This is a genomic window from Mesorhizobium sp. B2-4-14, assembly GCF_006442155.1.
In the GTDB taxonomy this organism is placed as follows: Bacteria; Pseudomonadota; Alphaproteobacteria; order Rhizobiales; family Rhizobiaceae; genus Mesorhizobium.
In genome coordinates this window covers 38,615-63,535 of record NZ_VFVA01000010.1, presented here as the reverse complement: position 1 = coordinate 63,535, position 24,921 = coordinate 38,615, and the positions used below count along the sequence as shown (strand labels likewise).

19 protein-coding genes are annotated in these 24,921 nt (G+C 60.4%); 6 read left to right on the top strand and 13 right to left on the bottom strand.

The annotated features are described in order from the left end of the window. The 5 genes from FJ938_RS11495 to FJ938_RS11475 form a co-directional block, all read right to left on the bottom strand. On the bottom strand, positions 1 to 1,899 hold the full coding sequence (locus FJ938_RS11495; RefSeq protein WP_140693740.1) for an ABC transporter substrate-binding protein: 1,899 nt from the start codon (positions 1,897 to 1,899) through the stop codon (positions 1 to 3). Beyond that, entirely contained in the window at positions 1,896 to 3,791 is a 1,896-nt protein-coding gene (locus FJ938_RS11490) for an ABC transporter ATP-binding protein (protein ID WP_140693738.1), read from the bottom strand. Before FJ938_RS11490 ends, FJ938_RS11495 begins: the two co-directional genes overlap by 4 nt. Before the next feature lie 158 nt (positions 3,792 to 3,949). After that, positions 3,950 to 5,290, bottom strand: coding sequence for an adenylate/guanylate cyclase domain-containing protein (locus FJ938_RS11485; protein ID WP_140693735.1), 1,341 nt, complete (start codon positions 5,288 to 5,290; stop codon positions 3,950 to 3,952). A gap of 260 nt (positions 5,291 to 5,550) precedes the next feature. Beyond that, positions 5,551 to 6,894, bottom strand: a complete 1,344-nt coding sequence (locus tag FJ938_RS11480) for a nucleotide sugar dehydrogenase (protein ID WP_140610395.1) — start codon at positions 6,892 to 6,894, stop codon at positions 5,551 to 5,553. A gap of 133 nt (positions 6,895 to 7,027) precedes the next feature. Continuing rightward, positions 7,028 to 8,188: a DUF3095 domain-containing protein gene (locus tag FJ938_RS11475; protein WP_140610437.1), complete on the bottom strand. Its 1,161-nt coding sequence runs from the start codon at positions 8,186 to 8,188 to the stop codon at positions 7,028 to 7,030. Positions 8,189 to 8,280: 92 nt separating this feature from the next. On the opposite strand from FJ938_RS11475, the gene FJ938_RS11470 reads away from it, so the two are divergent. Together FJ938_RS11470 and FJ938_RS11465 are read left to right on the top strand one after the other, a co-directional pair. Then, on the top strand, positions 8,281 to 9,369 hold the full coding sequence (locus FJ938_RS11470; protein ID WP_140693732.1) for a glycosyltransferase family 4 protein: 1,089 nt from the start codon (positions 8,281 to 8,283) through the stop codon (positions 9,367 to 9,369). Then, positions 9,366 to 10,130 carry a polysaccharide deacetylase family protein gene (locus tag FJ938_RS11465; protein WP_140693730.1) on the top strand — a complete coding sequence of 255 codons (765 nt, stop codon included), beginning with the start codon at positions 9,366 to 9,368 and terminating at the stop codon, positions 10,128 to 10,130. The genes FJ938_RS11470 and FJ938_RS11465 overlap by 4 nt, the downstream gene beginning before the upstream one ends. Position 10,131: 1 nt before the next feature. On the opposite strand, the gene FJ938_RS11460 is transcribed toward FJ938_RS11465, so the two are convergent. The 3 genes from FJ938_RS11460 to FJ938_RS11450 all read right to left on the bottom strand — a co-directional run bounded on the left by FJ938_RS11460 (position 10,132) and on the right by FJ938_RS11450 (position 14,409). Continuing rightward, on the bottom strand, positions 10,132 to 10,986 hold the full coding sequence (locus FJ938_RS11460; RefSeq protein WP_140610392.1) for an MBL fold metallo-hydrolase: 855 nt from the start codon (positions 10,984 to 10,986) through the stop codon (positions 10,132 to 10,134). A 75-nt stretch (positions 10,987 to 11,061) separates the two neighbouring features. Further along, the gene (locus FJ938_RS11455) at positions 11,062 to 11,511 is read right to left on the bottom strand and encodes a cyclic nucleotide-binding domain-containing protein (RefSeq protein WP_140610391.1); all 450 of its coding nucleotides are present in this window, start codon (positions 11,509 to 11,511) and stop codon (positions 11,062 to 11,064) included. A gap of 183 nt (positions 11,512 to 11,694) precedes the next feature. Next, positions 11,695 to 14,409: an ABC transporter ATP-binding protein gene (locus FJ938_RS11450; RefSeq protein ID WP_140693727.1), complete on the bottom strand. Its 2,715-nt coding sequence runs from the start codon at positions 14,407 to 14,409 to the stop codon at positions 11,695 to 11,697. Positions 14,410 to 14,679: 270 nt separating this feature from the next. Here FJ938_RS11450 and FJ938_RS11445 point away from each other — a divergent pair, with 270 nt between their 5' ends. Next, complete coding sequence (locus tag FJ938_RS11445) at positions 14,680 to 15,351, top strand: class I SAM-dependent methyltransferase (protein WP_140693893.1); 672 nt, start codon at positions 14,680 to 14,682, stop codon at positions 15,349 to 15,351. A 104-nt stretch (positions 15,352 to 15,455) separates the two neighbouring features. Here the strand turns inward: FJ938_RS11445 and FJ938_RS11440 are convergent, their stop codons facing one another. The 4 genes from FJ938_RS11440 to FJ938_RS11425 form a co-directional block, all read right to left on the bottom strand. Beyond that, positions 15,456 to 16,646 carry a glycosyltransferase family protein gene (locus FJ938_RS11440; RefSeq protein ID WP_246673272.1) on the bottom strand — a complete coding sequence of 397 codons (1,191 nt, stop codon included), beginning with the start codon at positions 16,644 to 16,646 and terminating at the stop codon, positions 15,456 to 15,458. After that, a complete protein-coding gene (locus FJ938_RS11435) occupies positions 16,643 to 17,887 on the bottom strand; it encodes a glycosyltransferase (RefSeq protein WP_140693722.1) in 1,245 nt (414 codons plus the stop codon). The genes FJ938_RS11440 and FJ938_RS11435 overlap by 4 nt, the downstream gene beginning before the upstream one ends. A gap of 1 nt (position 17,888) precedes the next feature. Continuing rightward, the gene (locus tag FJ938_RS11430) at positions 17,889 to 19,103 is read right to left on the bottom strand and encodes a glycosyltransferase family protein (RefSeq protein ID WP_140693720.1); all 1,215 of its coding nucleotides are present in this window, start codon (positions 19,101 to 19,103) and stop codon (positions 17,889 to 17,891) included. 492 nt (positions 19,104 to 19,595) lie between these two features. Next, positions 19,596 to 20,369: an SDR family oxidoreductase gene (locus tag FJ938_RS11425; RefSeq protein WP_140693717.1), complete on the bottom strand. Its 774-nt coding sequence runs from the start codon at positions 20,367 to 20,369 to the stop codon at positions 19,596 to 19,598. A gap of 301 nt (positions 20,370 to 20,670) precedes the next feature. Here FJ938_RS11425 and FJ938_RS11420 point away from each other — a divergent pair, with 301 nt between their 5' ends. Beyond that, positions 20,671 to 21,693, top strand: a complete 1,023-nt coding sequence (locus tag FJ938_RS11420) for an alpha/beta hydrolase (RefSeq protein ID WP_210243413.1) — start codon at positions 20,671 to 20,673, stop codon at positions 21,691 to 21,693. A gap of 590 nt (positions 21,694 to 22,283) precedes the next feature. Further along, positions 22,284 to 23,279: a LysR family transcriptional regulator gene (locus FJ938_RS11410; protein ID WP_140610433.1), complete on the top strand. Its 996-nt coding sequence runs from the start codon at positions 22,284 to 22,286 to the stop codon at positions 23,277 to 23,279. 67 nt (positions 23,280 to 23,346) lie between these two features. Here the strand turns inward: FJ938_RS11410 and FJ938_RS11405 are convergent, their stop codons facing one another. Beyond that, complete coding sequence (locus tag FJ938_RS11405; protein WP_210243412.1) at positions 23,347 to 23,787, bottom strand: DoxX family protein; 441 nt, start codon at positions 23,785 to 23,787, stop codon at positions 23,347 to 23,349. Between the two features lie 312 nt (positions 23,788 to 24,099). On the opposite strand from FJ938_RS11405, the gene FJ938_RS11400 reads away from it, so the two are divergent. Beyond that, positions 24,100 to 24,858, top strand: a complete 759-nt coding sequence (locus tag FJ938_RS11400) for an isochorismatase family protein (RefSeq protein WP_181169065.1) — start codon at positions 24,100 to 24,102, stop codon at positions 24,856 to 24,858. The last annotated feature ends 63 nt before the right edge of the window (positions 24,859 to 24,921 follow it).

Below are 24,921 nucleotides of genomic sequence, written 5' to 3'. Positions count from 1 at the left end.
TCAGGACTCTCCAAGCCAGAATGCATCCGGCATGTAGACACCGAAATATGCTGTCGGGTCGTAGCCGTAGAGCGCCTTGTCAGGCAGATTGCGCAGCCGCGAGGACGCCAGAATCGGCTGAGACGTTCCGTTCACCGTGCCGATCGAAAACACCTGGTCAGTGTAGATCGACAGCATCGAATTCCAGATTTCGGCGCGTTCCGTGGCTTCGGTCGATGCGTTCCAGCGCTTCAGCAGAGCCATCAAGTCGACCACAGCTGGAAGATCGGGCGCTTCACCGAGCGTGCCGTGAGACAAGTAGTGGGCCCCCCAGAGCGGCCATTGCAACTGGTCGTCGGTGGTGGGGGCCAACTGGTAAGGGTTCATGTCGGCGGTCGGCACGCCATTGTCGATGCCCGACCATATCGACATCATGATCTGGCCGCCAAGCGCGCGGCTGCGGAATATGTCGCGCTGCGAAGTCCGGATGAACAGGGCGATGCCGATCTTGCGCCAGTGATCGGTGATGAGCTCGAGCGCGTCGGTTTCCAGCGTACTTTCGCCGGCTGTTTCCACTATGATCTGCGCCGGGCGTCCATCGGGAAGTATCCGCAGGCCGTCATCGTCATGCGTCTGAAGCCCGACCTCGTCGAGCAGGGCGTTGGCCAGGTCAGGATCATGGGCGACCCAGGCCTTCGCGAATTCCGGCCGGTAGAGCGGGCTTTCGGGCAAGACCGTATCGGCACTCTCCTGCGCCAATCCGTAGAACACGGCCATATTGATCTCGCGCCTGTCCACGGCGAGCGAAAGTGCGCGGCGCACGCGCACGTCACGAAGAAGGCCGCGCCACACCTGGTCGGAACAATTCAGATTGGGCAGCAGCGCCAGCCGCGAGCCCTGTGTGCGTTTCCAGAGATGCATCTTCACCGGGTAGCGCTTCTCCGCATCCCTCAGGAAGGCATAATCGGTGAAGTCAATTCCCATGCATTGCAGGTCGCTCTCGCCCGCACCAGTCTTGGCTGAAATAATCTCCGACGAACTGACATTCATGACAATCCTGTCAACATAGGGCAGTTGTCGGCCATTCTCATCCATTCGATGGAAGAACGGATTTCGCTCGAAGACGAACTGCTCAGCCGGCGGCTTCGTCCGGTTCTGCCAGGGATCGAGCGTCGGCAGTTCCGGGTTCTCCGGGCGATATTGCCGCGACATCCGGATATGCAGGAGCGTCCATTTCTTGGCCCGGTTCTCCTTCATCAGGCCGGCTAGCCGGAATGGATCCTGGTATTTTCTGTGGAACTGCTTGAGATAGGCGGCCGGCAGGACAAGCGATAGCGGCGAAGCAGCGGCGAGCTTGGGCAGGAAATCGGGATTGGGAGCGTCCCAACTATAGCGGACCGTTAACGGATCGACGATCTCGAAGCGTGGCGGCTTGCCGTCGGCCATCAGGGCCGGGGGGAGCCCGCCTTGCGAAAGCTCTTTGTTCAGCCAGACATCTTCCCAGCAATAGCGAAAATCCTCCGGCGTCAGCAGGCTGCCGTCAGACCATTTATGTCCTTCCCGTATCTTGAAAGTGAAGACGCGACCATTCGATACGTTGAAACTTTCGAGAATGTCGGCTTGCAGTTCAAGCTTTTCGTCATAGCCGACCAAGCGAGCATATCCATAGATCGTCATCAGCCGGATGTCTTTCTGGCTACCGATGATCGTGCGCAGTGTGCCGCCATACTGGCCGGGCTGCCGGCCCATCGCGGCGAGATTCAGCGCGCGCGGGCTCTTGGGCAAGCGTTCGGCAAGTGCCGGCAGCGCCTTGGCCTTCAGCTGGGGCTGAAGAAATTCCGGCTCCAGATCGCCGGCGCGCGACGTGCTCGGCAGAAACGCCGAAGCCATGAGTCCAAGGACGGTGCGCCGGCTGATCAATGGCGCAGCTCGCTGACATCAGCCGAACGACGGGCCAGCACGAGATGGCCGCCGCCAAGATCGAGCGGCGACAGCGTATTCTCCTCGCCCTCGTCGCGGAATTGCGGTCCCCAAGCGCTGGTGTCGGACGCGCCGCCGAGCTTCAGCGTCTTGAAATCCATCGGCCTGTCGAGATCGGGGAAAGGCACCGCGGCGACCAGTGAGCGCGTGTAGGGGTGGACCGGTTTCCTGAGCAGGATTTCGCGCGGCGCAAGCTCGACGATACGCCCGCCGCACATCACCGCGATGCGGTCCGCCATGTAGTCCACCACCGCCAGGTTGTGGGATATGAACAGATAGGTCAGGCCCAGTTCCTTCTGCAGGTCCTTCAGAAGGTTCAGGATCTGCGCCTGGACAGAGACATCGAGCGCCGAAACCGGCTCGTCGCAGATCAGGAGTTCAGGCCCCAGCGCCAACGCGCGCGCGATGCCGATACGCTGCCGCTGCCCGCCGGAGAAACTGTGCGGATAGCGCTTGATGAAGCGCGGATCGAGCCCGATTGCCTGCATCAGGCTCTTGACCGTGGCGAGTCGGGACGCGGCATTGCCACGTTGATGGATTTCCAGCGGCTCGCTCAAAATGTTCTCCACCGTCATGCGGGGTGAAAGCGACGAAACCGGGTCCTGGAAGATCATCTGGATTTTCGCGCGCAGTGTGCGCAACGCGTCCTCCTCTGCCTTTAAGACGTCGATCGGCCCATCGCGGCCGTTGAAGGTCACAGAGCCGCCGCTGGGGGTGACGGCCCGCATGAGAATCTTGCTGACAGTGGTTTTGCCGGAGCCGCTTTCGCCGACCAGACCCAAGCACTCTCCCCGCCTGATATCGAAGCTCACACCGTCCACGGCGCGAACAGAGGTTTGATGATCCCCGCCGAACCATCCGGACTTGCGGATGGTGAAGACCTTTTTCAGGTCCCTCACCGACAATAGGATGTCGTCCGGCCCTTTCGATGCCGGCGCCGGCTGCTTGCCGAGCAGGTTCCCGACATTCACCGGCACCTCGCGAAGCGCCTTCAGTCTTTCGCCGGGCTTCAGGTCAAAATGCGGAACGGCTGCCATCAGACCCTTCAGGTAAGGGTGACCCGGGCGGCGGAATATCGCCTCGACAGGTCCCGCTTCCATGATCTCGCCATGGTACATGACCACCACCTCGTCGGCGACATTGGCGACCACGCCGAGGTCGTGCGTGATCAGCAGCATCGCCATGTTCAGCTTGGTCTGAAGCCCGCGCAGCAATTGCAGGATTTGCGCCTGGATGGTGACGTCCAGCGCGGTCGTCGGCTCATCGGCGATCAACAGGGCGGGCCTGCAGATAAGAGCCATGGCGATCATGGCGCGTTGACGCAATCCTCCTGAAAGTTCAAAGGGATACATGTCGTAGGCGCGCTTGGGATTGGGAAAGCCGACAAGGCTGAGCATTTCCTCGGTCCGCGCCTTGCGCTCCGCCCGAGCTAGAGGCGTATGAATTTGCAGGGATTCGCTGACCTGGTTGCCGATCGTGTGCAGCGGCGACAGCGATGTCATCGGCTCCTGAAAGATCTTGCCGATACGGCTGCCTCTCAACGCCCGGATTTCGGGTCCATCACGCGACATCTGCAGGATATCCTGCGTCGTGCCCGGCTTTTCAGGATCGGAAAACAGGATACGGCCGCGAACATGGGCAGTGTTCGGCAAAATGCCCATCACTGCCTGGCTGAGAACCGATTTTCCGGAACCTGACTCGCCCACAAGCGCGGTAACCCTGCCGGGCAGGACACGAAGATTCGCGCGCCTGACGGCACGCAACGGCCCACCGATAATGGCAAAAGAGATGCCAACATCTTCGATCCGCAGCAGATCAACACCCGAATTCATGCGCACCAGGCCCACTCTGGCGGCCTGCCGGGCGGCAGGGCCAGTAAACGAGACTATCGCATTGCCAGCCTAGAGCAACTTGGATTCGAAACGATCGCCAGTTCCCTGGCGGAACCGTGACCGGACTGCATGCCAAAGGCGTTCGGATCAGAGTGCGGCTACTGGATCTTCCTGGTGTCACCCGTCGACATCCGCGCGGCATCGCGATGAAGCAGCATGACCTGCTCGGCGTCCGACATTCGGTCGTAAATCGTCTCCAGCGCACCGTCCTCATCGAGCGCAAGAGCACCCGACAGATCGGGGGCAAGCACCGTCAGCTTATGCTTGATGCCCGGCAACTGCTCCTTGCCGAGCGTCAACCAACTGTTGGCGCCGCAGTAGCCGGCGAAGTCTTCGCTGGCGAGAACGCTGTGCGGATATTTCTTGGTCAGGGTCTGGAGGCGCTGGACCTCGTTTACAGCCGAGCCGAAGACAGAGAATGTGAGCCGGTCGGTAAGCCCGACATTGCCGAACATCACATTACCGATATGCAGGCCGATACCAAACTGTATGTCGCTCAACCCTCGCTCCTTTCTGCGCAGATTGAGATCCATCATGCGCGCGGAGGCCTTGTGCGCGGCCGCAAGAGCGGCTTGGCAGGCGACCTCGGACTGCGAGCGGTGTCTTTCGCAAGGGTAGACGGCAATGAAGCCGTCACCTATGAAACTCATGATCTGCCCACCTCTGCGATTGAAAGGTGCAGCAACGGCGTCGAAAAATTGGTTCAGCGTATCAATATAGATTTCGCGGCCCGAGGTTTCGGCAAGCCTAGACGACCCACGCATATCGGCCATCACAAGTGCGGCCCGGATTGTATCGCCCTCGCCTCGCCTGATCTGACCGTCAAGCACGCGCCTGCCGGCGTCGCCGCCGAGATAAGTGGTCATCATGTTGTCGGCGAGCTTGGTGAGCACCGCCATCTTGGTTGCGATCGCGAGATGGCTCTGGATGCGCAGCAGCGCCGAAATCATGCTGTCGCTGAAGCCCGCGGCACTGTCGGTGGACCAAGACCCCAGCATGCCCTGACTGGCGTTGCCGCTGAAGGGATGGACGAAAGCCATGTAATCGGTGATGCCCATAAGCCTGAGTTCATCGAAAACAGGAAACTCCGACGGCACCGAAGGGTCGAGCCGACGTCGCAGATGCTCGAGCTTATTGCTGAGCAGATAATAGTATGGGCTGGTCAGAAATCTGTCGGACGGCGCGCCGGCCTTGTTGCGAAAGCCTTCCACTTCCATGCCCTGGCCGCGAAGCCAGGTGAAGCCAAGCGCGTCATAAAGCGGATGAAGCATCGAAAAGCTCAAATGCACCCGCTTCAACGGCAGGCCGGCAGCAGCCAGCCGTTCGCAAAAGCCTTTTATCAACGTTTCCAGGTCGTTGCCCGCCAGCGCCGACTGGGTCAGCCAATCGGCAACCTTATCCATGAGAATAGTGGAGATTTCTGCTTGTGCTGTGCTCATGCTATCTCGAAACCTGTCGAAAACGAACCCATTATGCTTTGATCCGCCATATCACAGTCCGCCAACGACCCAAAGATAAGACCCTCGAAGTCAACAGGGCCGACTACGGCGGCAAAAGCGGCGAAGAATTTCCCGGATGACTGTCCTTGCGGCCAGGAGCAGGCGTACTGCACCTATCCCGTGGCATATGTGGCGAAGCTGCCGGCGGAGTGCAATCACTATCCCGACATCGGGCAAAAAATTCGCCGGCTAAGACGCCCTCAGGCTTTCACCACCGTCTCTCGGGCCAGCGCGAGGCGGCCAAAAACATTGCGTGTGTCGACGATCAGAAGGGCATGATCAGCGATCGTCTGATAGTCGATCGCGTCGTGGTCGGTTGCGATGACGACAGCATCGAAATCCTTCAAGGCCGTCTCTGTCAATTCGACCGAGCGGCGCCCCTTGATCGCCATATGCTCCCGTGTGGTCGGGATCTCGGTAACATGCGGGTCGTGGAATTCCGCCTTGCCGCCCCACTCCTCGATGAGTTCAATGAGCCGCAATGAGGGACTTTCACGGATGTCAGGCACATTCTTCTTATAGGCGAGCCCGATGATGAGAATGCGGGAGCGGCTGAGCGCCTTGCCGCAGCGCCGGTCCAGCGCCTTCGCCAGTTCATCGACCACATGACGCGGCATGGCCGTGTTGATCTCTGCCGCCAGTTCGATGAAGCGGGTCGGCAGTTCGTACTCGCGCGCCTTCCACGTCAGGTAGAACGGATCGATCGGAACGCAGTGCCCGCCAAGTCCGGGGCCAGGATAGAAAGGCATGTAGCCGAAGGGCTTGCTCTTTGCCGCCTCGATCACCTCCCAAATGTCGATGCCCATCGCGCCGAGCACGACTTTCAGCTCGTTGACGAGAGCTATGTTGACCGAGCGGAAGATGTTTTCCGTCAGCTTGACCGCCTCGGCGGTCGCCGTGGTGGAAACCGGAACGACGGTCTTGACCACGCTTTGGTAGAAAGCCTGCACGAGCGTCGCCGCTTCCATGCCGTCGCCCGCCACGACCTTGGGGATCGTCGCGACTTCAAAGCTGCGATTGCCGGGATCCTCGCGTTCGGGCGAGAAGCCGAGGAAGAAGTCTGTCTTCGACTGCAAGCCGGTTTCTTCCAGTATCGGCTTGATCACATCGTCGGTGGTGCCGGGATAGGTGGTCGATTCCAGCACGATCATCTGGCCGAGACGCAGATGTTTCGCGATCGTGCCTGCCGTGTTCCTGACAAAAGAGAGATCCGGCTCACGGTGTTTCGTCAGCGGTGTCGGAACGCAGATGATGATGACATCGCAGACGGCCAGCTCGGCAAAATCCGCAGTGGCGCGGAACCGTCCGCTCGCCACCTGGCTGGCAAGGGCTGTCGACGTTACCGCCTCGATGTAGGATCGGCCGTTGTTCAGGCTCTCGACCTTCCGGGCTTCGATGTCGAAACCGGAAACCGGGAAGCCGGCGCGTGCGACCGCAACCGCCAGCGGCAAGCCGACATAGCCCAGTCCGATTACGCCGACTTGCGCGGCGCGCGTCGAAATCCGGTTCAGAAGTCGGTCATATATCGATTGTGAGGCGTCCAAAAATCTGCTTTCCCGTCAATTCGGACAGGCTGTCCGTTCCTATGGAGAGGCTCACTTGGTCCCGAGAACCTCACTTCGTCCTAAGAACAATGGCCGAGGCATATTGCGGAAGATCGATTTCCGCAAGCCGTCATCAAACCAGCACCTTCGCCTTCAGGCTTGCGGCAGCCATCGCATAGCCGCCGGCCGCGCCATCGATGAAATGAAGGTGATCGCGCTGCAGCGGCGAGGCGACGAGGCATGTCATCAAGGCCGATTTCTGGCGGTGCAGGCCATAGTTGCAGATGCCCGCCTCTTCCGCCTGTTTCAGCCGGTTCTCGATCCGTTGCGACACATCCGCGTCAACGTCGACCGTCATCTTCAAGCCGTCGTCGAACTTCCGGAAATCCGAATTGCTGGCCACGTCGCGTTTATAGATCTTCGGATCGAAACTGCCGATCGTCCAGCCATATCGATCGCTGACCGCCGTGAGCGTCATCAAGAACAATATCCACAGCTTCGGTAGCCACCGCCATCCTGCCGGCGCCATCGCCCGCGCCTCGATATCGAGACCGGCGGGCGGAAAACTGTAGCTCGGCCCGTTCGGCGGCACCGGGTGGCCATCGCGTTCCTGCCTGCCGGTAAGGGCGATGATATCGGAGGCCAGAAGCTGAAAACCGCGCAAGTCGCGCGACGGCCCCGGTACAGCTATGATCGAGACGATTTCGCCATGCCGGGCTTCGATCGGGTTCCAGCGGCAGGAGAGGCCGGTCAGATCGGGCCGAGCGCCGGCCGGCGCGGGATCGATGCGGTAGCGCCCTGCTTTCATCTCGGTTTCCGCCCAACTGCCGCCACCGCCGGCGAACATGGCATAGAAGACCGCTTCGGAGGCCTGGAACCTCGCCACGCGAACGTCAAGGCCTTGCGCTCTTATATCCTTTATCGGCACGATTGCGGCACGCAAGGTGAGGTCCAGTTCGTCCGCCACCCATCTCTGAACAGCCGCCAGCGCGTTGCGGGTGATCTCCAGCGCCGAGCCGGGAAACGCCACGAGCGCGCCGTCGCCGCCGAAGACAAAGGGAAGGTCTTGCCGACCCAGCGCATTGAGCAGCGCCGAAATGACGCTGGCGCCGGCCATATTGACGGTTTTATAGCGCCCAGCCTCGATCGCCTTGGTCGAGCCGACGATGTCGGCGGTGGCCAGAGCCCAGCCATCGGGGAGAGGCCGATAATTGTCGGTATAGGCAGCGCTTTCGAACTTCGCGAAGACCGGCAGAGAAGCGACAAACGGGTCGGACGCGGCAGCTGTTTCCATGAGCATCAGATAGCACATTCCACTGCTTGAAGGTGAAGTCGATCGTGCTTCGAAATTGACTTGCGCCGGCTTTCTGATGATAGGGTCCGGCGATGCGAATTGCCTTCCACGCGCCGCTGAAGTCACCCAATCATCCCGTTGCATCCGGCGACCGCCAGATGGCACGGGCGCTGGTCAAGGCGCTGGAGCATGGAGGGCATACCGTCGAACTGGCATCCGAATTACGCTTCTATCTACGCGAACCGGAGCCGAAAAGTTTCGATGCGTTCAAGATCGAGGCCCGAGAGGAAGCCGTGCGGCTGACAAAGCTTTGGGATCGTGACGGCAGGCCCGATCTCTGGTTCTCCTATCATCCCTATTACAAGGCGCCCGACCTGATCGGGCCCGAGCTGGCGTCGACCCTTGCTGTCCCTTATGTGACAGCGGAAGCTTCCTATTCGAGGCGGCGCAACGCCGGTTTGTGGGCCGACACGCAAGCGTTGGTGGCGCGAGCCGTCGAACAGGCGGCGCTGAACATCTGCTTCACGCAAAGGGACCGTCAGGGACTGGCAGATGCGATACCCGGCGCCGCGCTCGGCATGCTTTCGCCCTTCATCGACACATCGGTATTCCGGGAAGCGCCGGCACGGGGTTGTCCGACGCGCCTCGTCACCGTCGCCATGATGCGCCCGGGCGACAAAGTCGAAAGCTATCGCATGCTGGCGCAAGCGCTCGGTTCGATCGGCCACCTGCCCTGGACGCTATCGGTCGTCGGGGACGGGCCTGCCCGTGAAGAGGTCAAAGCGCAATTCGCCGGCTTGCCCGTCGACCGTATCGAATGGCTTGGCGCGATTGAGCCCGCCGCCGTGCCGGATGTCCTCTACAGTGGCGGAATTTACGTCTGGCCGGGTTTCGGCGAGGCCTATGGCGTTGCCTATCTTGAAGCACAGGCCGCCGGCCTTCCGGTGGTGGCTCAGGACATCGCCGGCGTGCCGGAGGTCGTACGGGATGGCCAGGCCGGATTTCTCACCCCGCCAGGCAATGTGAAGGCGTTCGCTTCCGCCATCGAAAGGCTCCTGACCCGCAACGACGAAAGAACCATCATGGCCGCTGAAGCCAGACGTTTCATTCTCGAAGAACGCTCCGTCGGTGCCGCGGCGGCGCGTCTGGCCGAACTTCTTGCGACGATCCCGGTTTCATGACATCCGATCATATCTGGCAATCCCTGGTAGAAGAACTGGCGTGCCGGCGACGGGCGAACCGTAAGGTAGAGTTCTGGCTGCGCGACGATGACGCCGTGGATCCGACGCCTGCGCTTGATCGGCTGCTCGACCTCACCGGTGAATTCGCGGTTCCGGTCACCCTGGCCGTCATTCCGGCCCTGACCGACGGGAAGCTTGTCGGCCGGCTTGACAAGGCGCCGCATGCCACGGTCGCCATCCACGGCTGGGCGCACCGAAACCATGCGCCCGAGAATCAGAAAAAGCAGGAGCTCGGCCCACATCGGCCACGCGGGGTGGTGCTCGATGATCTGGCTCGCGGGCTGTCGCGCCTAACCGGCCTGCATGGCGCGCGTGCCGTTCCGATGCTGGTGCCACCCTGGAACAGGATCGACGCCGGCTTGATATCCGACCTTGGATCGATAGGATTTGCGGCACTGTCGGTCTATGGGCCGCCGAAGCCGGCTTCGCTGGCGGTCGTCAACAGCAATGTCGACATCATGGACTGGCATGGCACGCGCGGTTGCCGCCATCATAGCCTATTGGTTCAGGCTATCATCGCGCAATTGCAGCATGCATTCGACGGCGGCGAACCGGTCGGCCTGCTTACCCACCATCTCGCCCATGATGAATCGGCCTGGCTTTTCCTCGAACGGCTGTTCGCAGTCACCGCACAGGCCGAGGCCTGTGCATGGCTTCCGATCAGCACATTGATCGGGCGCGGCCCCGGCAAAGGAAAATAGCTCAGCTTCCGTTGTGCGATAAGACTGGAAATTCAAGCGTCTGGCCATCCCGCGCAGCAAAGGCGCCGGCAAACCTGTCCTTGGCCAGTTTCTCCATCTCGTCCAGTTCCTCGTCGGTGCGTGACGGATCGTGATGAAACAACGCAAGCCCCCGCGCACCGGCCGCCTCGCAGAGCTTGACGCCCTGTTGCCATGTCGAGTGCCCGTTGCCGCGGCGGCGTTCCATTTCCTCCTCGGTGTAAGTGCAATCGTAAATGACGAGGTCGGCATTTTCGATCAGGTCGAGCACCGCCTGGTCGAGTTTGTCCGGCTGATGCTCGGTGTCCGTGATCATCGCCACGACGCGGCCGCCCCATTCGACCCGGTAGCCTATGCAGCCGCCCGGGTGGGTGAGACTGCCGGTCCGCACCACCACCCCTTCGCGCGGCCTAAGCACGTCTCCGGATACGAAATCGCGGCAGTCGAGGCTTGCCTTGCAGATATCGAGCTTCACCGGAAACCACGGCGGCCGTATGAACGCATCGACCATCTGCCGGGTCGTCATGCGTCCTGCGAGATGTCCGGACCAAAGCGTAATCTTGACGCTCGGGTCGTATATCGGCTTGAAAGCCGGCAGCCCGATGATGTGATCGTAGTGGCAATGGGTGAAGAACAGGTCGAAATCGGTCACGCCCGACGCCCGAAGTACCCCGCCGGCAGGCCGCAGGCCGGAGCCCGCGTCGAACAGAAGCGTATGCTTGCCGCATCGCATCTCAACGCAGATCGTATTGCCGCCATAGCGAGAGAATTCTGGCCCCGATACCGCAATGCTGCCGCGCACACCCCAAAACCTGACCAGGAAAACGTCGTCGTCCATGCTAGCCCTTCGCAGTCCAGTCGCAGATGGCAGCCAGTACCGTCTCGATTGCGAGGATTAAGCGCACGTCACTCGTTACTTGGCGCTTCGTGCGTCGATCAGATCCGCGGTCGTATGGCTTAGGCGATCGGCAAGAACCCGCAATATCTCGATGGTCATTTCCGGGTACTCCTTCATAAGCCTCAGGAAATGATCCTTGCGGATTCTTAGGACCTCCAGCGGACTCGCGGCTCTGACGGTGGCAGTGCGAGAACTGTTGCACAATATGGCGATCTCGCCAACAATCGAATTTGGCACCATTTCGGCAACCTTTATCGGCCCGCTGTCGGAATCGACCAGAATATCCGCCCGGCCTGAAAGGATGACATAGGCGGCGTCCCCTTCATCGCCCTGCCGGAAAAGGATCTGGCCGGCGCCGTAGCTGACGCGGTCGGATGTGAACGCAAGCAGCTTGAGCTTTGTCGGCTCTATGCCGGAGAACAAGGGGACGCGTTGCAGCATCCCAACCTCATCCTTGAGCAGCATCGTCGCAACCTTCCCAAATTCACGTCTGCGAGACTAGATCAACCGGCACCCAGATGGAATCAATTCTGTTTCCGCATTGCGAAACCAACCCTGCGGAGGTGGCGTGCCCGACAGGCCAGAACCTAAATCCCTTGACCTTGCGGCAAGTTCCCACCGGCGGAACGATATGAATGTGCAAATGCTCTATGACAGCAGCTCCTTGAAAATACCGTTCCCTGCCAAAAGTGTCTCGTGAGTTCCGTCTTCCACCAAACGACCCGAGTCGAACACGACGACGCGATCGAACATCGTTGCCATTGCCGGATTCGTCACGACGCACACGATTGCCGGCGAACGGCCGTCGCGTCTGGCTTCCTCGATCACGTTTCGCAGCACCTTGTCCTGCACACGCTGGTCGAGCGCCGACAGCGGCCGGTTGAGAATAAGAAAATCGGGACGCTTGAGCAGGGCCCGGGCAACGTCGAGCTTTTGTCGCTGGCCACTGGTCAGACGCCTGCCGCCGGAGCCGACGTTGAAGTCCAGACCGACATTCAAAAGTTCGGCATAAAGCCCTAGTTCGTCAAGAATGTCATAGACGATGGAGCGTATGCGGTCCGGCGCGTCGGGATGATTGTTGCCCACACGGCCGAACAGCACATTGTCCATGACGGTAGCCGCGGCAATGTATTTGGCAGGATCGTACCGTTCGACCGCATTTTGCAACTCGGGCGGCAGGTTTTCATAGAACAGGTTGCGCGCGGCGACGATCTTGCTCATCAGCTCGTCGCTCAGCAGGCCGAAGCGGTGCCGGGGCTCGATATAGGCAAAGCTCAGGGTGACGATCATGGCGCGGTCGGCCTCCGAAACCGTCTCATAGGGACGGTTCTTGAGCCGTTGCAGCAAGGTTTCGTAGGCGGGTATCTCTTCGGCGCTCATGAAGGCGAGCTGCTGGAAGAATTGGTGATCGGGCGGCAGGTCGGCAAACAGTTCGATCGCCTGCTCGGCGATCTCCATGCCCATTTCGTAGAGCGTGCGGTCGAGGCCGGCTTGCCTCAGCACGGAAGCGAAATACGGATTGGCCGCAAGAGCCCGGTCGGCCAGTTCGGGGCCAGCGGCGGCGCCGAAGAGCAGGTTTTGACCGATCGTTGCTTCCTTGTTGTAGGCGCCCGGTTCGAAAGGAACCACCAGGCCGCTCAGGCCTTCGCGTTCCAGCCGGGTTCGCAACGTCGCACGCAGTTCCACGATCCGCCCGGCAAACCCCTTGTGACGCGTGAGGTCGGCCGAAGAGCGCAAGCCAAGATCCAGAATGTCGCGCGACAGAACAACCGCGTCGAGCACCCGGCGCACGGGTTCAAAGAGGTCGTGCGGGCCGGCGGCGCCGGCGGAAGCATAGTCGATCCAGTCGCTGTGGATATCGATATCCGGATTGCCCGACCGGCGCGCTTCCTCGACATCCCAGCGGCGCTGGTCGGCCGCGGTACCGTCATAGGTCACCGATGTCAGCGGCGCATGCTTCAACCCGTAGAGCAGGTTGTCGCGGAGGCTTGCCTGGAACAGAAAAACATCCGACGAGGCATAGGACATGCGCCTGCCGGTCACCGCTTCGGGGAGTTCAAGCAGGTCGTCGGCGCCCGAAGCGACCCTTCCGCCGTCCGGCCAGTCCAGCCGCGCGAAGGCTTCTGCCAGCGCCTCCGCCCCACCCGTTGCGGTACTGACCAGCGCCACCGTCTCACCCGGGTTGATCTGGAGCGAGATACGGTCGAGGAGCATTGCACCGCCATCGTCCGCCATGGACAGACTGACCGCCGACAGCGGGCTGGTCATCGGAGGTGGATCTTCGATCGTCAATGCCTCGATTCTCGGCGCAATGACACCCTCGACGGTGAACTGTTCAACGACCTGCTGATACTTGACCTGGACATCCTGCCGGTCCTGATCCCAGTCGATCAGTTCCTTCATCGGTCCGGGCAGGTCCTTGTAGGCGCTGATCACCGCCACGAGCTGGCCGACATCCAGCCGCCCCTCGATCACCAGATATCCGCCGATCATGTAGAACAGAAAGGGCGTGAACTGCGCGAGAATATTGTTGAGGAACTTCACCATGAATTTCCATTGGTAAAGATCGAAGCGTATCTTGAAGATAAGCCCAAGCCGGGCAGCGATGTCGGCGCGCTCGTAGTTTGATGTGTCGTGGATATGAACCGCGCCGATGCCGTCGACGATTTCGCCTACCCGGCCCGAAAGCGCACGCGCCGTCAGCTGTCGCCGGCGCCCGAGCACGATCAGCCGCCGCCGCATTCGCGGGATGAGCACGATCTGGATCACCACGATCACGACCGCTATCATTCCGAGCCAGGCGTTCTGGACCATGATGAACAGCATGGCCGTCAGTGCCTGGCCGCCCAGCAGTACCGGCTGCAGGAAGGCGTCGCCGATGAAGCCGCCCAGCGGCTCCACCTCGTCCTTCACCATGGTCGCCACTTCGGCGGATTTCACCCGCTTGAAGTAACGCGGCGGAAACCGCAGCACGAGATCGACCAGATCGAAGCGGATACGCCGCAGCATGCGTTCGCCGAGGCGGCCCTTGTAGGTGTTGATGTAAAGTTTGAACAGGCCGTTGATGATGACCAGAAGGAGGAACACGAGGCTCAGGGCAAACAGCGTCTCCTTGCGGTCGAGCTGAAAACCGGAGAAGAACTGAACGTCGCCAATGAACGGCAGGTTATAATGTAGCCTCATGAATGACCGTGTCGCGCCCGGTTGCTCGAAGCCGCGACCTTGGATCGGGCCGTTGACGATCAGCTTCGGCAAGTCAAAGGACATGAAATACGGGATCATCGAAAGCAGGACGATGATCAATATCCAGACCTGCTGCTTCTTGGTGTGCGTCCAGATATAGCGGGCTAGGCTGGGTTCCATATGCGACTGTGGGCCTTCAGTTGGACGGACGGATGTAAAAGCACCTGTTGGCGAGCGGCGTTATCGGCGATGTCTTCGCCGCCAAGCGAGGCCCGGGGATTGTCCTGCCGCCGGCGGACGCCGATGGTCCGAACAGATGCAACAGGCTCTCTCCGGCACCGGCCAAGGGCGAAGCGGCTTGCGGCACAGTCACGTCCGCGAACCAAACAGCATTACTGGAGGCAAGATTGCGTTGTGTCGCCCCAAATCCCAACATAGAAGACAACTATGATGGATGTCACGCAACCACGCAATGCCGGCATGGACGGGCACGAGCAGGCCCTGGACCTCACGCGGGGGATTGCCGCCTATGTCAACCACCCTCTCGTGGCAGGGCTGGCGCGCGTCATCACCAAGCATCCGAACGCCGATATCGCCAACGCCTTCAACCACAAGCAGGTCGCCTGCAAGATGTGGGCGCTCGACAGGCTATTCGAAAGCTGCGGCGGCCAGTTTGGGCGCGTATGGGTCGTGGGTGGATGGTACGGCATACTGCCGGCAATGCTTTTCAACGACGCCCGTTTCGACATCGCGGCGGTCGATAGCATCGACATCGATTCCGAAGTGGCCTCGGTCGCCCGGACCCTCAACCGGGATGCCGGCGACCGTTTCCAGGCGTTGACGGCGGATATGTACGCCCTCGACTATGCGGCGGGGCGCTCCGACCTGATCGTCAATACGAGTTGCGAACACATAGCCGACCTGCGCGCCTGGCTTGATCTGCTTCCGCGGGGCACGAATGTGCTGCTGCAATCCAACGACTATTTCAGCGAGCCGACACATATCAACTGCGTGGCTTCACTTGCAGCCTTCGAAGCAATGGCGGCGCTCCGGGAGATGCGGTTCGCCGGCGAACTACCGACAAAAAATTATACGCGCTTCATGCTGATTGGGACTGTTTAATATGAAATGCATTTCCCCCAAAAGTGCGTAGCGGTTTTGGGACGACCCGCGTAAAAACAAGGGCTTGAAGCGCGTCGCACGAATCTCACCCGACGCGACGCGCGTCAGGGCCAATCGCCTGTTTCATCGTGTACTTTTCCGAAACCAGGCTCCATCTTCAGGGACCATGTTCGATACCGCTCGCGCAGGATTTGCGCCGAGTGACGCGCGCCTTCGAGATCGAGACGATGCGCGGTTGGCGTCGGTGCCAAGAGCGCCTGTTCGATCGCTTGCGCCAAACCTTCAGGCGTTAGGTCCTTTTCCATCAGCACCGTCGCAAGGCCGAGTTCTTCGAGCATCAGAGCGCGAACCGTTTGCTCGGTTTCACCGCCGGCTGCAAACGGAACGAGCAGGGAGCGACAACCCGCGCGCAGGACATCGCAGACCGTGTTGTAACCCGCCTGCGACACTGACAGGCGGGCGCCGGTTAGCAGGCTGGCGAAATCCTCGCGGAACCGGAAGATGGACAGGCCCGGCGTGGCATCGCGTGCGATCGCGTCAAATTCGTCTTTCGGCAGGTTCGGGCCGGTGATCAAACACCATTTCCAACCGTTGTCGGCATTCCGCGCCGCAGCAATCGTGGAACTGACGAGGCTCCTTCCGGCAGCCCCGCCGCCGACCGACACCAGGACATCGAAGCGCTCGGAGGCCGCGGGCGACGGCGGCGCGGCAACGAGCCCTGTGTAGGTGACCTCGGCCCTGAGCGCCCCAGCCAGTGGAAATGTCTTGTCGAGGGTTGCGAAAGCCGGATCGCCGTGGACCAAAACCAGGTCGAAATGCCTGTTGATGAGATCGACCGTTTCCTCGTTTCGGCCCGGCTTGACGCGCTCCTGAAGGATGTCTCGGACGGACGTCGCCAGCAGCGGTCTGGGCGACGTCGCCTCGACGGCCTCGATCAGCGGCAAAAGTTCGAAACGCATCTGTCGGCGTCCAAATGGAAACGCCTCGACGATAACGATGTCTGGCCTGCAATCCCGGAATGCCTGCAGCAGCATCTCTGAACGCCGCTTCTTGAAATCATCGTCGATGGGTTTGCCCTGCAGGTCGATCAGTCCGGAAAATCCTTTATCACCGGAGGTGACAGGTGGCAGGGTTACAGATTTTACCCCCGGTCCCGGAAACCCCGCGATCGGCGCTCCGCCGGTCACGACGGTTACGTCGAACCCGTCATTGACCAGAGCCGCCGCGATGCGGCTGGAGCGCGCGAGATGGCCGATACCGAGCAGGTGCTGGACATAAAGGAAGACGCGCTTCAATCGGCGGCCCGCCACTCACGCTCGAACAGTTCCTTGAGCTGTCCAACGCTTGCCATATGATCGAAATTGCCGCGCACGCGCCGCTCCGCGGCGTCGCCGAGGCGGGCGCGCAGCACGGGATCACGGATCAGGCGCTCCAGCGCCTTTGCCAGGGCAATTGGATCTTCCGTCGGAACCAGCAGCCCGGTTTCGTCAGGCGATAAAAGCTCCGGCACGCCGGAAATATCGGTCGACACGCAGGCAAGCCGCTGGCTAGCCGCCTCCACCAGAACGTTCGGCAGACCGTCCCGGTCACCGTTTGCGGTGATCCTGCAAGCCAGGGCGAAGATGTCGGCACGGCGGTAGTGCTCAAGCACCTCCTCCTGCGCAAGTGCGCCTTTCCAGGAGATCCGACCATCCAGTCCGAGCTTCTGCGACAGCGCCCTGAGCCGTTCCAGTTCCTCGCCGTTGCCGATATGCTCGAAACGCCACGACAAATCGCCAGGCAAGAGAGCAAGAGCCTCCAGCAAGGTGTCGTAACCTTTCTTTTCAACGGCGCGCCCGACACTCAGAATGATGACCGGTTCGTCCGGCGCCGAGCCGTCATACCGTTTTCGCGCTTCGCCGAAACTGCCGAAGCGATCAAGGTCGAGCCCATGGTAGCTCAGATGCACGGACGATTTGCCGTTGGCGAGTTCTTTCAGACGGTCGAAACCGGTTTTCGTGCAGGTGACCGTCCAGCGCGCCGAGGAAAGCTTGCCAGCCAGATCCCAGTCCGCCGAAGTCCAGATGTCCTTGGCATGGGCTGAGCAGCTCCAAGGCAGGCTACGAAGCTGGCTGGCATAGCGCGTCACCGATGCCGGCGTGTGCGCGAAATGGGCATGCAACCATTCCGCGTCTTTCGGCCATTCGGCCGCCAGCACAAGCGCTTGCCCGAAGCGGCGCGCGCGGTTGCGCGTAAAGTCGTGGCGGATATCGGTGGCCAGCGATCGGAGCGCGCGCCAGAAGCCCGGCCGCAGCAGATGGGCGAACAGCGAGCGGGCCACACGCAGTGGCTCTTCATGCAGATATTCCGGCAGATAATGGACGGGCGCTTTGATCTCGTCATGCACGGGGTGGCGTTTTGCGTCGGTCGGTCGCCTGAGCGCGACGAGTGTCAGGTCGAACCCCGCACGCTCCAGACCGAGCAGTTCCTGCGCGATGAAGGTTTCAGACAGCCGCGGATAGCCCTTCAGAACCACGACGATCTTGCGATATCGCAACTCAGTTCATTCCTTCAATGACCGAAAGGTGATGGCCGGCCCGCCGGTCGAGCAGTTCCGCGACGATTGCGGAAATATGAGGCAGCCCCTCCAGCGTCAGATGCGGATTGCTCTGTGATGGGCGGGGCCGCTCCGGCAGCACCATCAGTGCATCGGCAAATCGCTGGGAATCCTTGGCTTCTTCCGGCAAGAGCATCTCGATCAGGCCGAGTTCGGCCGCGCGCCGAGCGCGGATCAGTTGTTCTTCACGGGGCTCGACGCGCGGCACGATCAGCGCCGGCTTGTCGAAAGACAGGATCTCGCAATAGGTGTTGTAACCGCCCATCGCCACCACCGCCTTGGCACCGGCAATCAAGTCTTCCATGCGGTTGTCGAACTCGATGATCTTGATGTAGGGGATCCTGGCCCCCTTCTTGAGCAGTTTGTTGCGCTTGCGCGCCGGCATGTAGGGGCCAAGCACGATCAGCGCCCTGTGCTGCAATTGCGGATCCTGCTGGTAGGCATCGATGACGTCGTGGATCAGTTCGGCGCCGTCACCACCGCCACCGGTGGTCACGAGAATATAGTCGCCCTCGGGCCGGTGGCCGGGCAACTCGTTCCGCGGCAGGCTCCGCTGCAGGAAACCGACGAAGCTCATCTTTGCCCTGACAGCCGGCGGCACATCCAGGCCGGTCAGCGGATCATAGAAATCCGGCGGACCATAGGCCCAGACCTTGTCGTAGAACAGGCCTATCTTGCGCATCACATCCCTGCGCGCCCACTCCGCCTCGAGCAGATGCGGCGCATCCATCACCTCGCGCAGGCCAAGCACGAGCGTGGTGCCCCGCGTCTTGAGGTAGGACAGCGTGTCCTCGATCTCGCCGCGCAGGCCGAGCGGTTCCTTGTCGACGATGAAGATGTCCGGCCGGAAGGTCTCGGCTGTGTGGCGGATGATCGACTGGCGCATCCTTAGCGTCTCATGCAGATCGATATCCTTTTCCAGCGAGGTGTATTCGCCGTTGCGGAGTTTGATGACGCTGGGGATCTTCACGAAGTCGACACGGGCGCGGTAGTCGAAGGCGCCGGCGATAGTCGCACCCGAAATGATAAGCACCTGAAGTCCGCGGAAATCCTCGACCAGCGAATGCGCGATCGTTCGGCAGCGCTGCAAGTGGCCGAGCCCGAACGTATCGTGGCTGTACATGAGAATTCGAGCGTTTTGTGCGTGCTGGGTCATTGTTGAACGTCTCTAGAATTCTCGCCTCGAGGACCGTGAGCGACCCGCGGGCTGCAAAACCATCCCCGGTCTACCGGCCTGTTGTGAAACATGAGGGCGAAATTTTCAATTTGTATTACCCAAAAAAAAACGCAGATCGCCTCGCATCCGCGAACTCATCGCCTCCTATGCGCACTGCGCCGACTGGCGCCCGTGAGAGTAGATCAATGTCTTATCGGCTCGTCCGTCACGTCACTTGCGGCGGGCTCGATGTCCTGAACAAGCGGCTCGGGGGCGTCCACCAAAACGGCGCCTCCGCCCGTCGTTATGAGAAGCGACTGATAATGGCTGTTGGTCAACATGAAGATGCCCCGGCTTACCTCACCTGTGAGAATCCCCGAGACAGGTCTGTCATGCCCTCCGGCTCAACCGAGAGACAGTGTTTGCAGACATCTAGGCGCATCATCCAGTCTCCACATTTGGTGTACTTCTCGGAGGAGCAAAGTTTCGAGATTAGAACTCGAATCCACCGATGGTCATGCCTCCATCAACGATCAACATTTGCCCGAATACGTAGCTTGACGCACTTGAGCATAACCAAACGGCGGCTTGTGCGATTTCGCTTGGCTTACCGCCTCGCTTGGCGGGAATCGCGTTGGTCGTCTGCGCAGCGAAGGATGGATTCTGAGCACTTGCGGTGATGACCATCGGCGTCTCGGTCCAACCCGGCGCGAGGGCATTCACGCGAATTCCATGTGCGGCGTTCTCCATCGCCGCGACTCGTGTCAGCCCATGAATGCCGTGTTTTGATGCTGCGTAGGCGCACATTCCGCCGGGGCCGGTAAGCGCGGCGACCGAAGCCGTATTGCAGATGATACCGCCGCCGCTCCGCTTCAGCAGCGGTAGCTCATGCTTCATGCAGAGAAAGACGCTTCGGAGGTTGATCCGTAGAACGCGGTCGAAGTCATCCGTGGGATAATCCTCGATCCGGTGCGCGCCACCGGTAATTCCTGCATTGTTGAAAGCGGCGTCCAGACGGCCCGCTTCAGCATCGATGCGCGCGACAAAGGCCGAAACATCATCCTCCGAGGATACATCGACGCGGCCGACTTCCGCTCTGCCGCCTGCCCCCAAGATAAGGCGCCGGGTCTCTGCAAGGCCTTGCTCGTTCAGGTCCGCGCCAAAAACAAAGCCGCCACGAGCAGCAAACTCCAACGCCGCTTCGCGTCCGATGCCTGAGCCTGCACCGGTCACCAAGACCACTTTGCCATCGAAATCATCCATCATGGTCAAATCCCTCGACTGCGATCTGGAACGGTCAGCAAAGGTCACACGAAACCGCCCGTTACCTATCCTCTGATCTTACCTTTCGGCTGCCGGATCTTGATCGACACTGACTTGGATGAGGCCTCCCATGCCAGCCAGATTCCGTCGATGACGACGTTCTATCCGGTAGGCATGTAGCGAAGCGGCGAATCCCGTCCCATCTGCGGTTCAAAGGTGGTCGGTCGCTCGATTTCGCCGCTGCGGCCGCAGGAATTCGAAGGCGAAGCAACTCACATGCCGGAAGCATGGAACACGGCGTTCGATGCTATCGGGCTGGCTGAAGCGATTGGCGACGTTACCATTGCGCCTCTTAGTGAGAGGTTTTTTGAACATGAACGGAGAGAGTCTGGTTGACCCTGAACTGCGTCCGTTTCTCGCAAATGGGCCCAGCGTCGGTCTTAGCGCCGCCAGTCTCGCAGACGCGCGAGCAACCGCGCAACAGTACTTCGAGCAACAGGGCATGGCGCTCGAGCAGCCTCGGCTCGCTGTCACCGCGGACATGAACGGAGCGCCTCCTGTTCAACTGCGCATTTATGCGCCGCCTAGTGCGGGACAAAAGCCAGCAATCCTGAACATTCATGGCGGCGGTTATGTCTTAGGTTCCGCAGCCTCGATCGATGGTCTGAATTGGCAAATGGCGATTGAGAATACGGCGGTTGTGGTGTCGGTGGAGTACAGGCTGGCACCAGAGACGCCATTCCCCGGCCCGATCGAGGATTGCTATGCCGGGCTTCACTGGCTCTTCGAAAATTCAGCTTCGCTCGGCGTAGACCCGCGACGGATCACTATCATGGGAGACAGCGCTGGCGGGGGACTGGCCGCAGCGACGACGCTTCTGGCACGCGATCGAAAGGAGTTTCTACCGGCAGGCGCCATGCTGATCTATCCGATGCTCGATTGCCGGACGGGGTCCGACCAAGACGTTCAGCCCAATCCGACGACCGGCGGATTTGTCTGGACAGCGCAAGACAATCGCTTCGGGTGGTCGGCTATGAAAGGAGCCTATTCGGCAGATGACGATCGGGTGGGCTATTTTTCTCCGAGCCTGACCAGAAGTCTTGACCGCTTCCCGCCCCTGTTCCTGGCCATCGGCGCCCTGGATCTCTTCCTTGAAGAGGGTGTGAACTTCGTCATGCGCGCTTCGCGAGCGGGAGTATCCGTAGAATGCCATGTCTATCCCGGGGCCGTTCACGGGTTCGACTTAATGGGCGAGACGGCACTCGGACGCCAATTCCGTCTTGATCGGCGCGCGGCCCTGAATCGATGGAATTCCCGTTTCGGGTAAGTCCATATTGCCTTTGCATATTCTCCCAGCTGGCTGGGAGACGAGGACCAACTCCCAGACGGTCACAGCCCGCTCGTTACTGGAACCGCCTGGGGGAGGTGCCGCCCTTCAACCAGGATGTCGAGGACAGAGGCGTCCCCGAGGTAGGTCAGCGGGCTTGAACGCTGGCACCTCGCGACCGCGTTGCTGGCCTCGATCCAATCGCCCACTCCAGTCGACGCCGTTCGCAGTCCCGCCCTGCGTGACAAGCGGAATTGCCCCAAACGGAATGGCCAAGATTACGCCCGCGGAAATCGCCTCGCTCGCTGCAACTGGCCTGACGCTCGTGCCTAATTTACCGGCCAAATCCGTCAGGGTGGAGGGGCGGCGGCTGTTGGCCAGCATGACCTCGATTCGGTGCTTGGCGAACTGAATTGCGAGGGCGCGGCCAATCGCGCCGGACCCGACATTGCTTGCGTCATTTCGTCATTTCCTTATCGAGCTTTGTTATGGACCCTGCAAACCAGGCCCGGTTGACTCTGTACGCCAAAATGCGAGTATTTGCCCGATTGATTAGCAAATGCTCATTCGTGCGTTGGGAGGAAATCGACATGTCTGATCCGGGGACGCCTACTTTCGACCAATTGCGGGTGTTTCTCGCGGTTGTCGACGTGGGCAGTTTCGCCGGAGCAGCGCGGCAGCTAAACCGGGCGACGTCCGTCATCAGTTACACAATCACCAATCTGGAGGCGCAACTGGGCGTCATGCTCTTCGAGCGAGATTCCACCCGCCGCCCCCAACTCACCAGCGATGGCCGCGCGTTGCTGACGGCGGCCCGCGACGTGGCATTGGGCTTCAATCGATTACGCGCGAAGGCCAAGGGCCTTCATCAAGGCATCGAATCAGAAGTTCACGTCGCCCTCGACGTGATGCTACCCGCGGCCCGCGTGGTTGAAGCCCTGAGGAATTTCCACGATGAGTTCCCCACGGTCCCGCTCCGGCTGAGAGCCGAGGCTCTTGGCGCCGTGACCCAACTCGTCCTCGATCGGACTTCGATGATCGGCGTTCGCGGCCCTCCCGACGTCGAAATCGACGGCCTGGAGCGCATCGGTGTCGGCTGTGTTCACCTTGTTCCGGTCGCCGCGCCCTCTCATCCGCTGGCACTGGGCGTCAACGCAGTCGGCGCCGGGCGCCATCATGTTCAGTTGGTCCTTACCGATCGCTCGCCGCTGACCGCAGGTTCGGATCTCGGCGTCATAGCCACCCAAACTTGGCGTGTAGCGGATCTTGCCACCAAACACATGCTGCTTCGCGAAGGCATTGGCTGGGGTACGATGCCAGAACCGATGATCGTTGAGGACCTCGCCTCCGGCAGGCTCGTGCTGCTGGACATGCCGGATTTCAAAGGCGGCCATTATCGCTTCTTTGCGATTCACCGAACGGACATGCCTCCTGGTCCCGCCGCGTCGTTCCTAATCAATCAGTTCGTGCGCCAATCGCATGGCATGAATGGTGGCACTTTGCCGGCCTTTGCATCGACTGACGCCGCCGCTCCCATCGTTTTACGACACGAGCATACTCGCGACGACATGGGGTGCAGTGACTAAACAACTAGCCTCCTCAAAGGTGGCTCGCCTCGATTGAGTTCGGCGAACCGGTCGCGCCGCCAAACTTCTAGGTGCGAAATGCATCGAGGCTATAGCGACCCGCGCCGAAGGCTATGACCTGCATCAAACCGCCGGCCATGGTCATGTTTTTCCAAAAATGCATCAACTGATTCACATCAGACCAGGCGTTATGGAAGAAGATGGCGGTGGCGAAGCAATAGACTACAATAATTGCGGCCATCATACGCGTGCGGTAGCCGACCAAAAATGCCACCGTAACGACTGTCTCGACCAAGATCCCTATCGTTAGCCCCAACTGCGGAAACGGCAGACCGACGGAACTGATGAAGGCCATGGTTGCAGTCGGCGCGCCAATCTTGCCGATGCCCGAGATGATGAAAACGCCGCTGATAAAAATCCGGCCAATCAGCGCTGCGATGTCGGTCATCCCATTTCGTTCGGATTTGCCGACGCGCATTGGTATCGCGGGCGTTGCGGGGTCGACCATGAGCCATCCTCCTCCTGACGGTCGCAGCCACGATGGCGCGCCGGATGGAGAGTGAATGTCAGCAGCCGGCGCTCTGGAACAGCCGCATAGTTTTGACATGCGAGTTCGATCAACTCGAATAGTTCGCGTAGCGGACGCCGCATCGTGGTGGCGGGCGGAAGCATCGATCGCCTGAGCGGATGGCTTGTCGATTACGTCGAACGTCGCTCGCGACCTTATCTGGCTGTTCGCGAGCGATAACTGCGGCAAATCCTAGAGATGCAACCAACACCGGAGCAAGGTCATGATCCGATCCCCCTGTGGAGCGCATCGATGAACGAAAATGACGTCATGTCCAAGTCGACGAGCAGGCGAGAAATCCTCCGCGGCGCCGGGGCCATGGCTGGAGCATCGCTGGTCACAGTTGGAGCATCACTCAGTTCCGCCTCCTTTGCTCAGGCACAGGAACCTCCTTCAAAAGGAGTATGGAAGTTTGCTGAATGTGCCCTGTTGCTGGTTGACTACCAACCCGAAATGCTCAGAGCTGTCCGATCTGAAACGAGTTCGGCGCTTATCGAACTGAATGTCAGATTCCTGATCAGGGCCGCGAAGGCATTTGGCGTACCGGTAATTCTAAGTACTGTGGGAGTTGGCGGCAAAGTAAACAGCCAAACGGTTCAGGCCATCGCGGACGAGTTACCCGGAACAACTGCTATCGATCGTTCGACTATGGACGCATGGGAAGACGTCAATATTCGCTCCGCCGTCGAAAAAACAGGCCGGAAGCGCTTGGTCTTCGCAGCACTCTGGACGGAAATCTGTCTCGCATATCAAATCATCGATGCCCTCCGCGATGGCTATGAGGCGATGTTCATCGTGGACGCCGTGGGCGGCCTTTCCCAGGTAGCTCATGAGACTGCCATAAGACGTCTAATTCAGGCCGGCGCTATACCTAACACCTCGCGGGCAATGATTGATGAGTGGTTTCGCGATTGGAAGACCCCTCAGGGAACTGAGTACCGCGCCATCTCTGCGTGGTATGGGTCCGAGCTGCAGAAATTGGCGGGAGCATCTGGGTCGATGGGTGGGTGAACTTCGGATTTGTGCCTTGCGATGAATCCACACCCACCGCGACATGAGCGCCACGCTCGGCAA

What these genes read in the sequence shown, in the direction of transcription:
- FJ938_RS11490 (WP_140693738.1), bottom strand. Translation starts at nt 3,791, where the DNA reads ATGAATTCGGGTGTTGATCTGCTGCGGATCGAAGATGTTGGCATCTCT.
- FJ938_RS11485 (WP_140693735.1), bottom strand. Translation starts at nt 5,290, where the DNA reads ATGAGCACAGCACAAGCAGAAATCTCCACTATTCTCATGGATAAGGTT.
- FJ938_RS11475 (WP_140610437.1), bottom strand. Translation starts at nt 8,188, where the DNA reads ATGGAAACAGCTGCCGCGTCCGACCCGTTTGTCGCTTCTCTGCCGGTC.
- FJ938_RS11470 (WP_140693732.1), top strand. Translation starts at nt 8,281, where the DNA reads ATGCGAATTGCCTTCCACGCGCCGCTGAAGTCACCCAATCATCCCGTT.
- FJ938_RS11465 (WP_140693730.1), top strand. Translation starts at nt 9,366, where the DNA reads ATGACATCCGATCATATCTGGCAATCCCTGGTAGAAGAACTGGCGTGC.
- FJ938_RS11460 (WP_140610392.1), bottom strand. Translation starts at nt 10,986, where the DNA reads ATGGACGACGACGTTTTCCTGGTCAGGTTTTGGGGTGTGCGCGGCAGC.
- FJ938_RS11455 (WP_140610391.1), bottom strand. Translation starts at nt 11,511, where the DNA reads ATGCTGCTCAAGGATGAGGTTGGGATGCTGCAACGCGTCCCCTTGTTC.
- FJ938_RS11450 (WP_140693727.1), bottom strand. Translation starts at nt 14,409, where the DNA reads ATGGAACCCAGCCTAGCCCGCTATATCTGGACGCACACCAAGAAGCAG.
- FJ938_RS11445 (WP_140693893.1), top strand. Translation starts at nt 14,680, where the DNA reads ATGGATGTCACGCAACCACGCAATGCCGGCATGGACGGGCACGAGCAG.
- FJ938_RS11430 (WP_140693720.1), bottom strand. Translation starts at nt 19,103, where the DNA reads ATGACCCAGCACGCACAAAACGCTCGAATTCTCATGTACAGCCACGAT.
- FJ938_RS11425 (WP_140693717.1), bottom strand. Translation starts at nt 20,369, where the DNA reads ATGATGGATGATTTCGATGGCAAAGTGGTCTTGGTGACCGGTGCAGGC.
- FJ938_RS11420 (WP_210243413.1), top strand. Translation starts at nt 20,671, where the DNA reads ATGCTATCGGGCTGGCTGAAGCGATTGGCGACGTTACCATTGCGCCTC.
- FJ938_RS11410 (WP_140610433.1), top strand. Translation starts at nt 22,284, where the DNA reads ATGTCTGATCCGGGGACGCCTACTTTCGACCAATTGCGGGTGTTTCTC.
- FJ938_RS11405 (WP_210243412.1), bottom strand. Translation starts at nt 23,787, where the DNA reads ATGGTCGACCCCGCAACGCCCGCGATACCAATGCGCGTCGGCAAATCC.
- FJ938_RS11400 (WP_181169065.1), top strand. Translation starts at nt 24,100, where the DNA reads ATGAACGAAAATGACGTCATGTCCAAGTCGACGAGCAGGCGAGAAATC.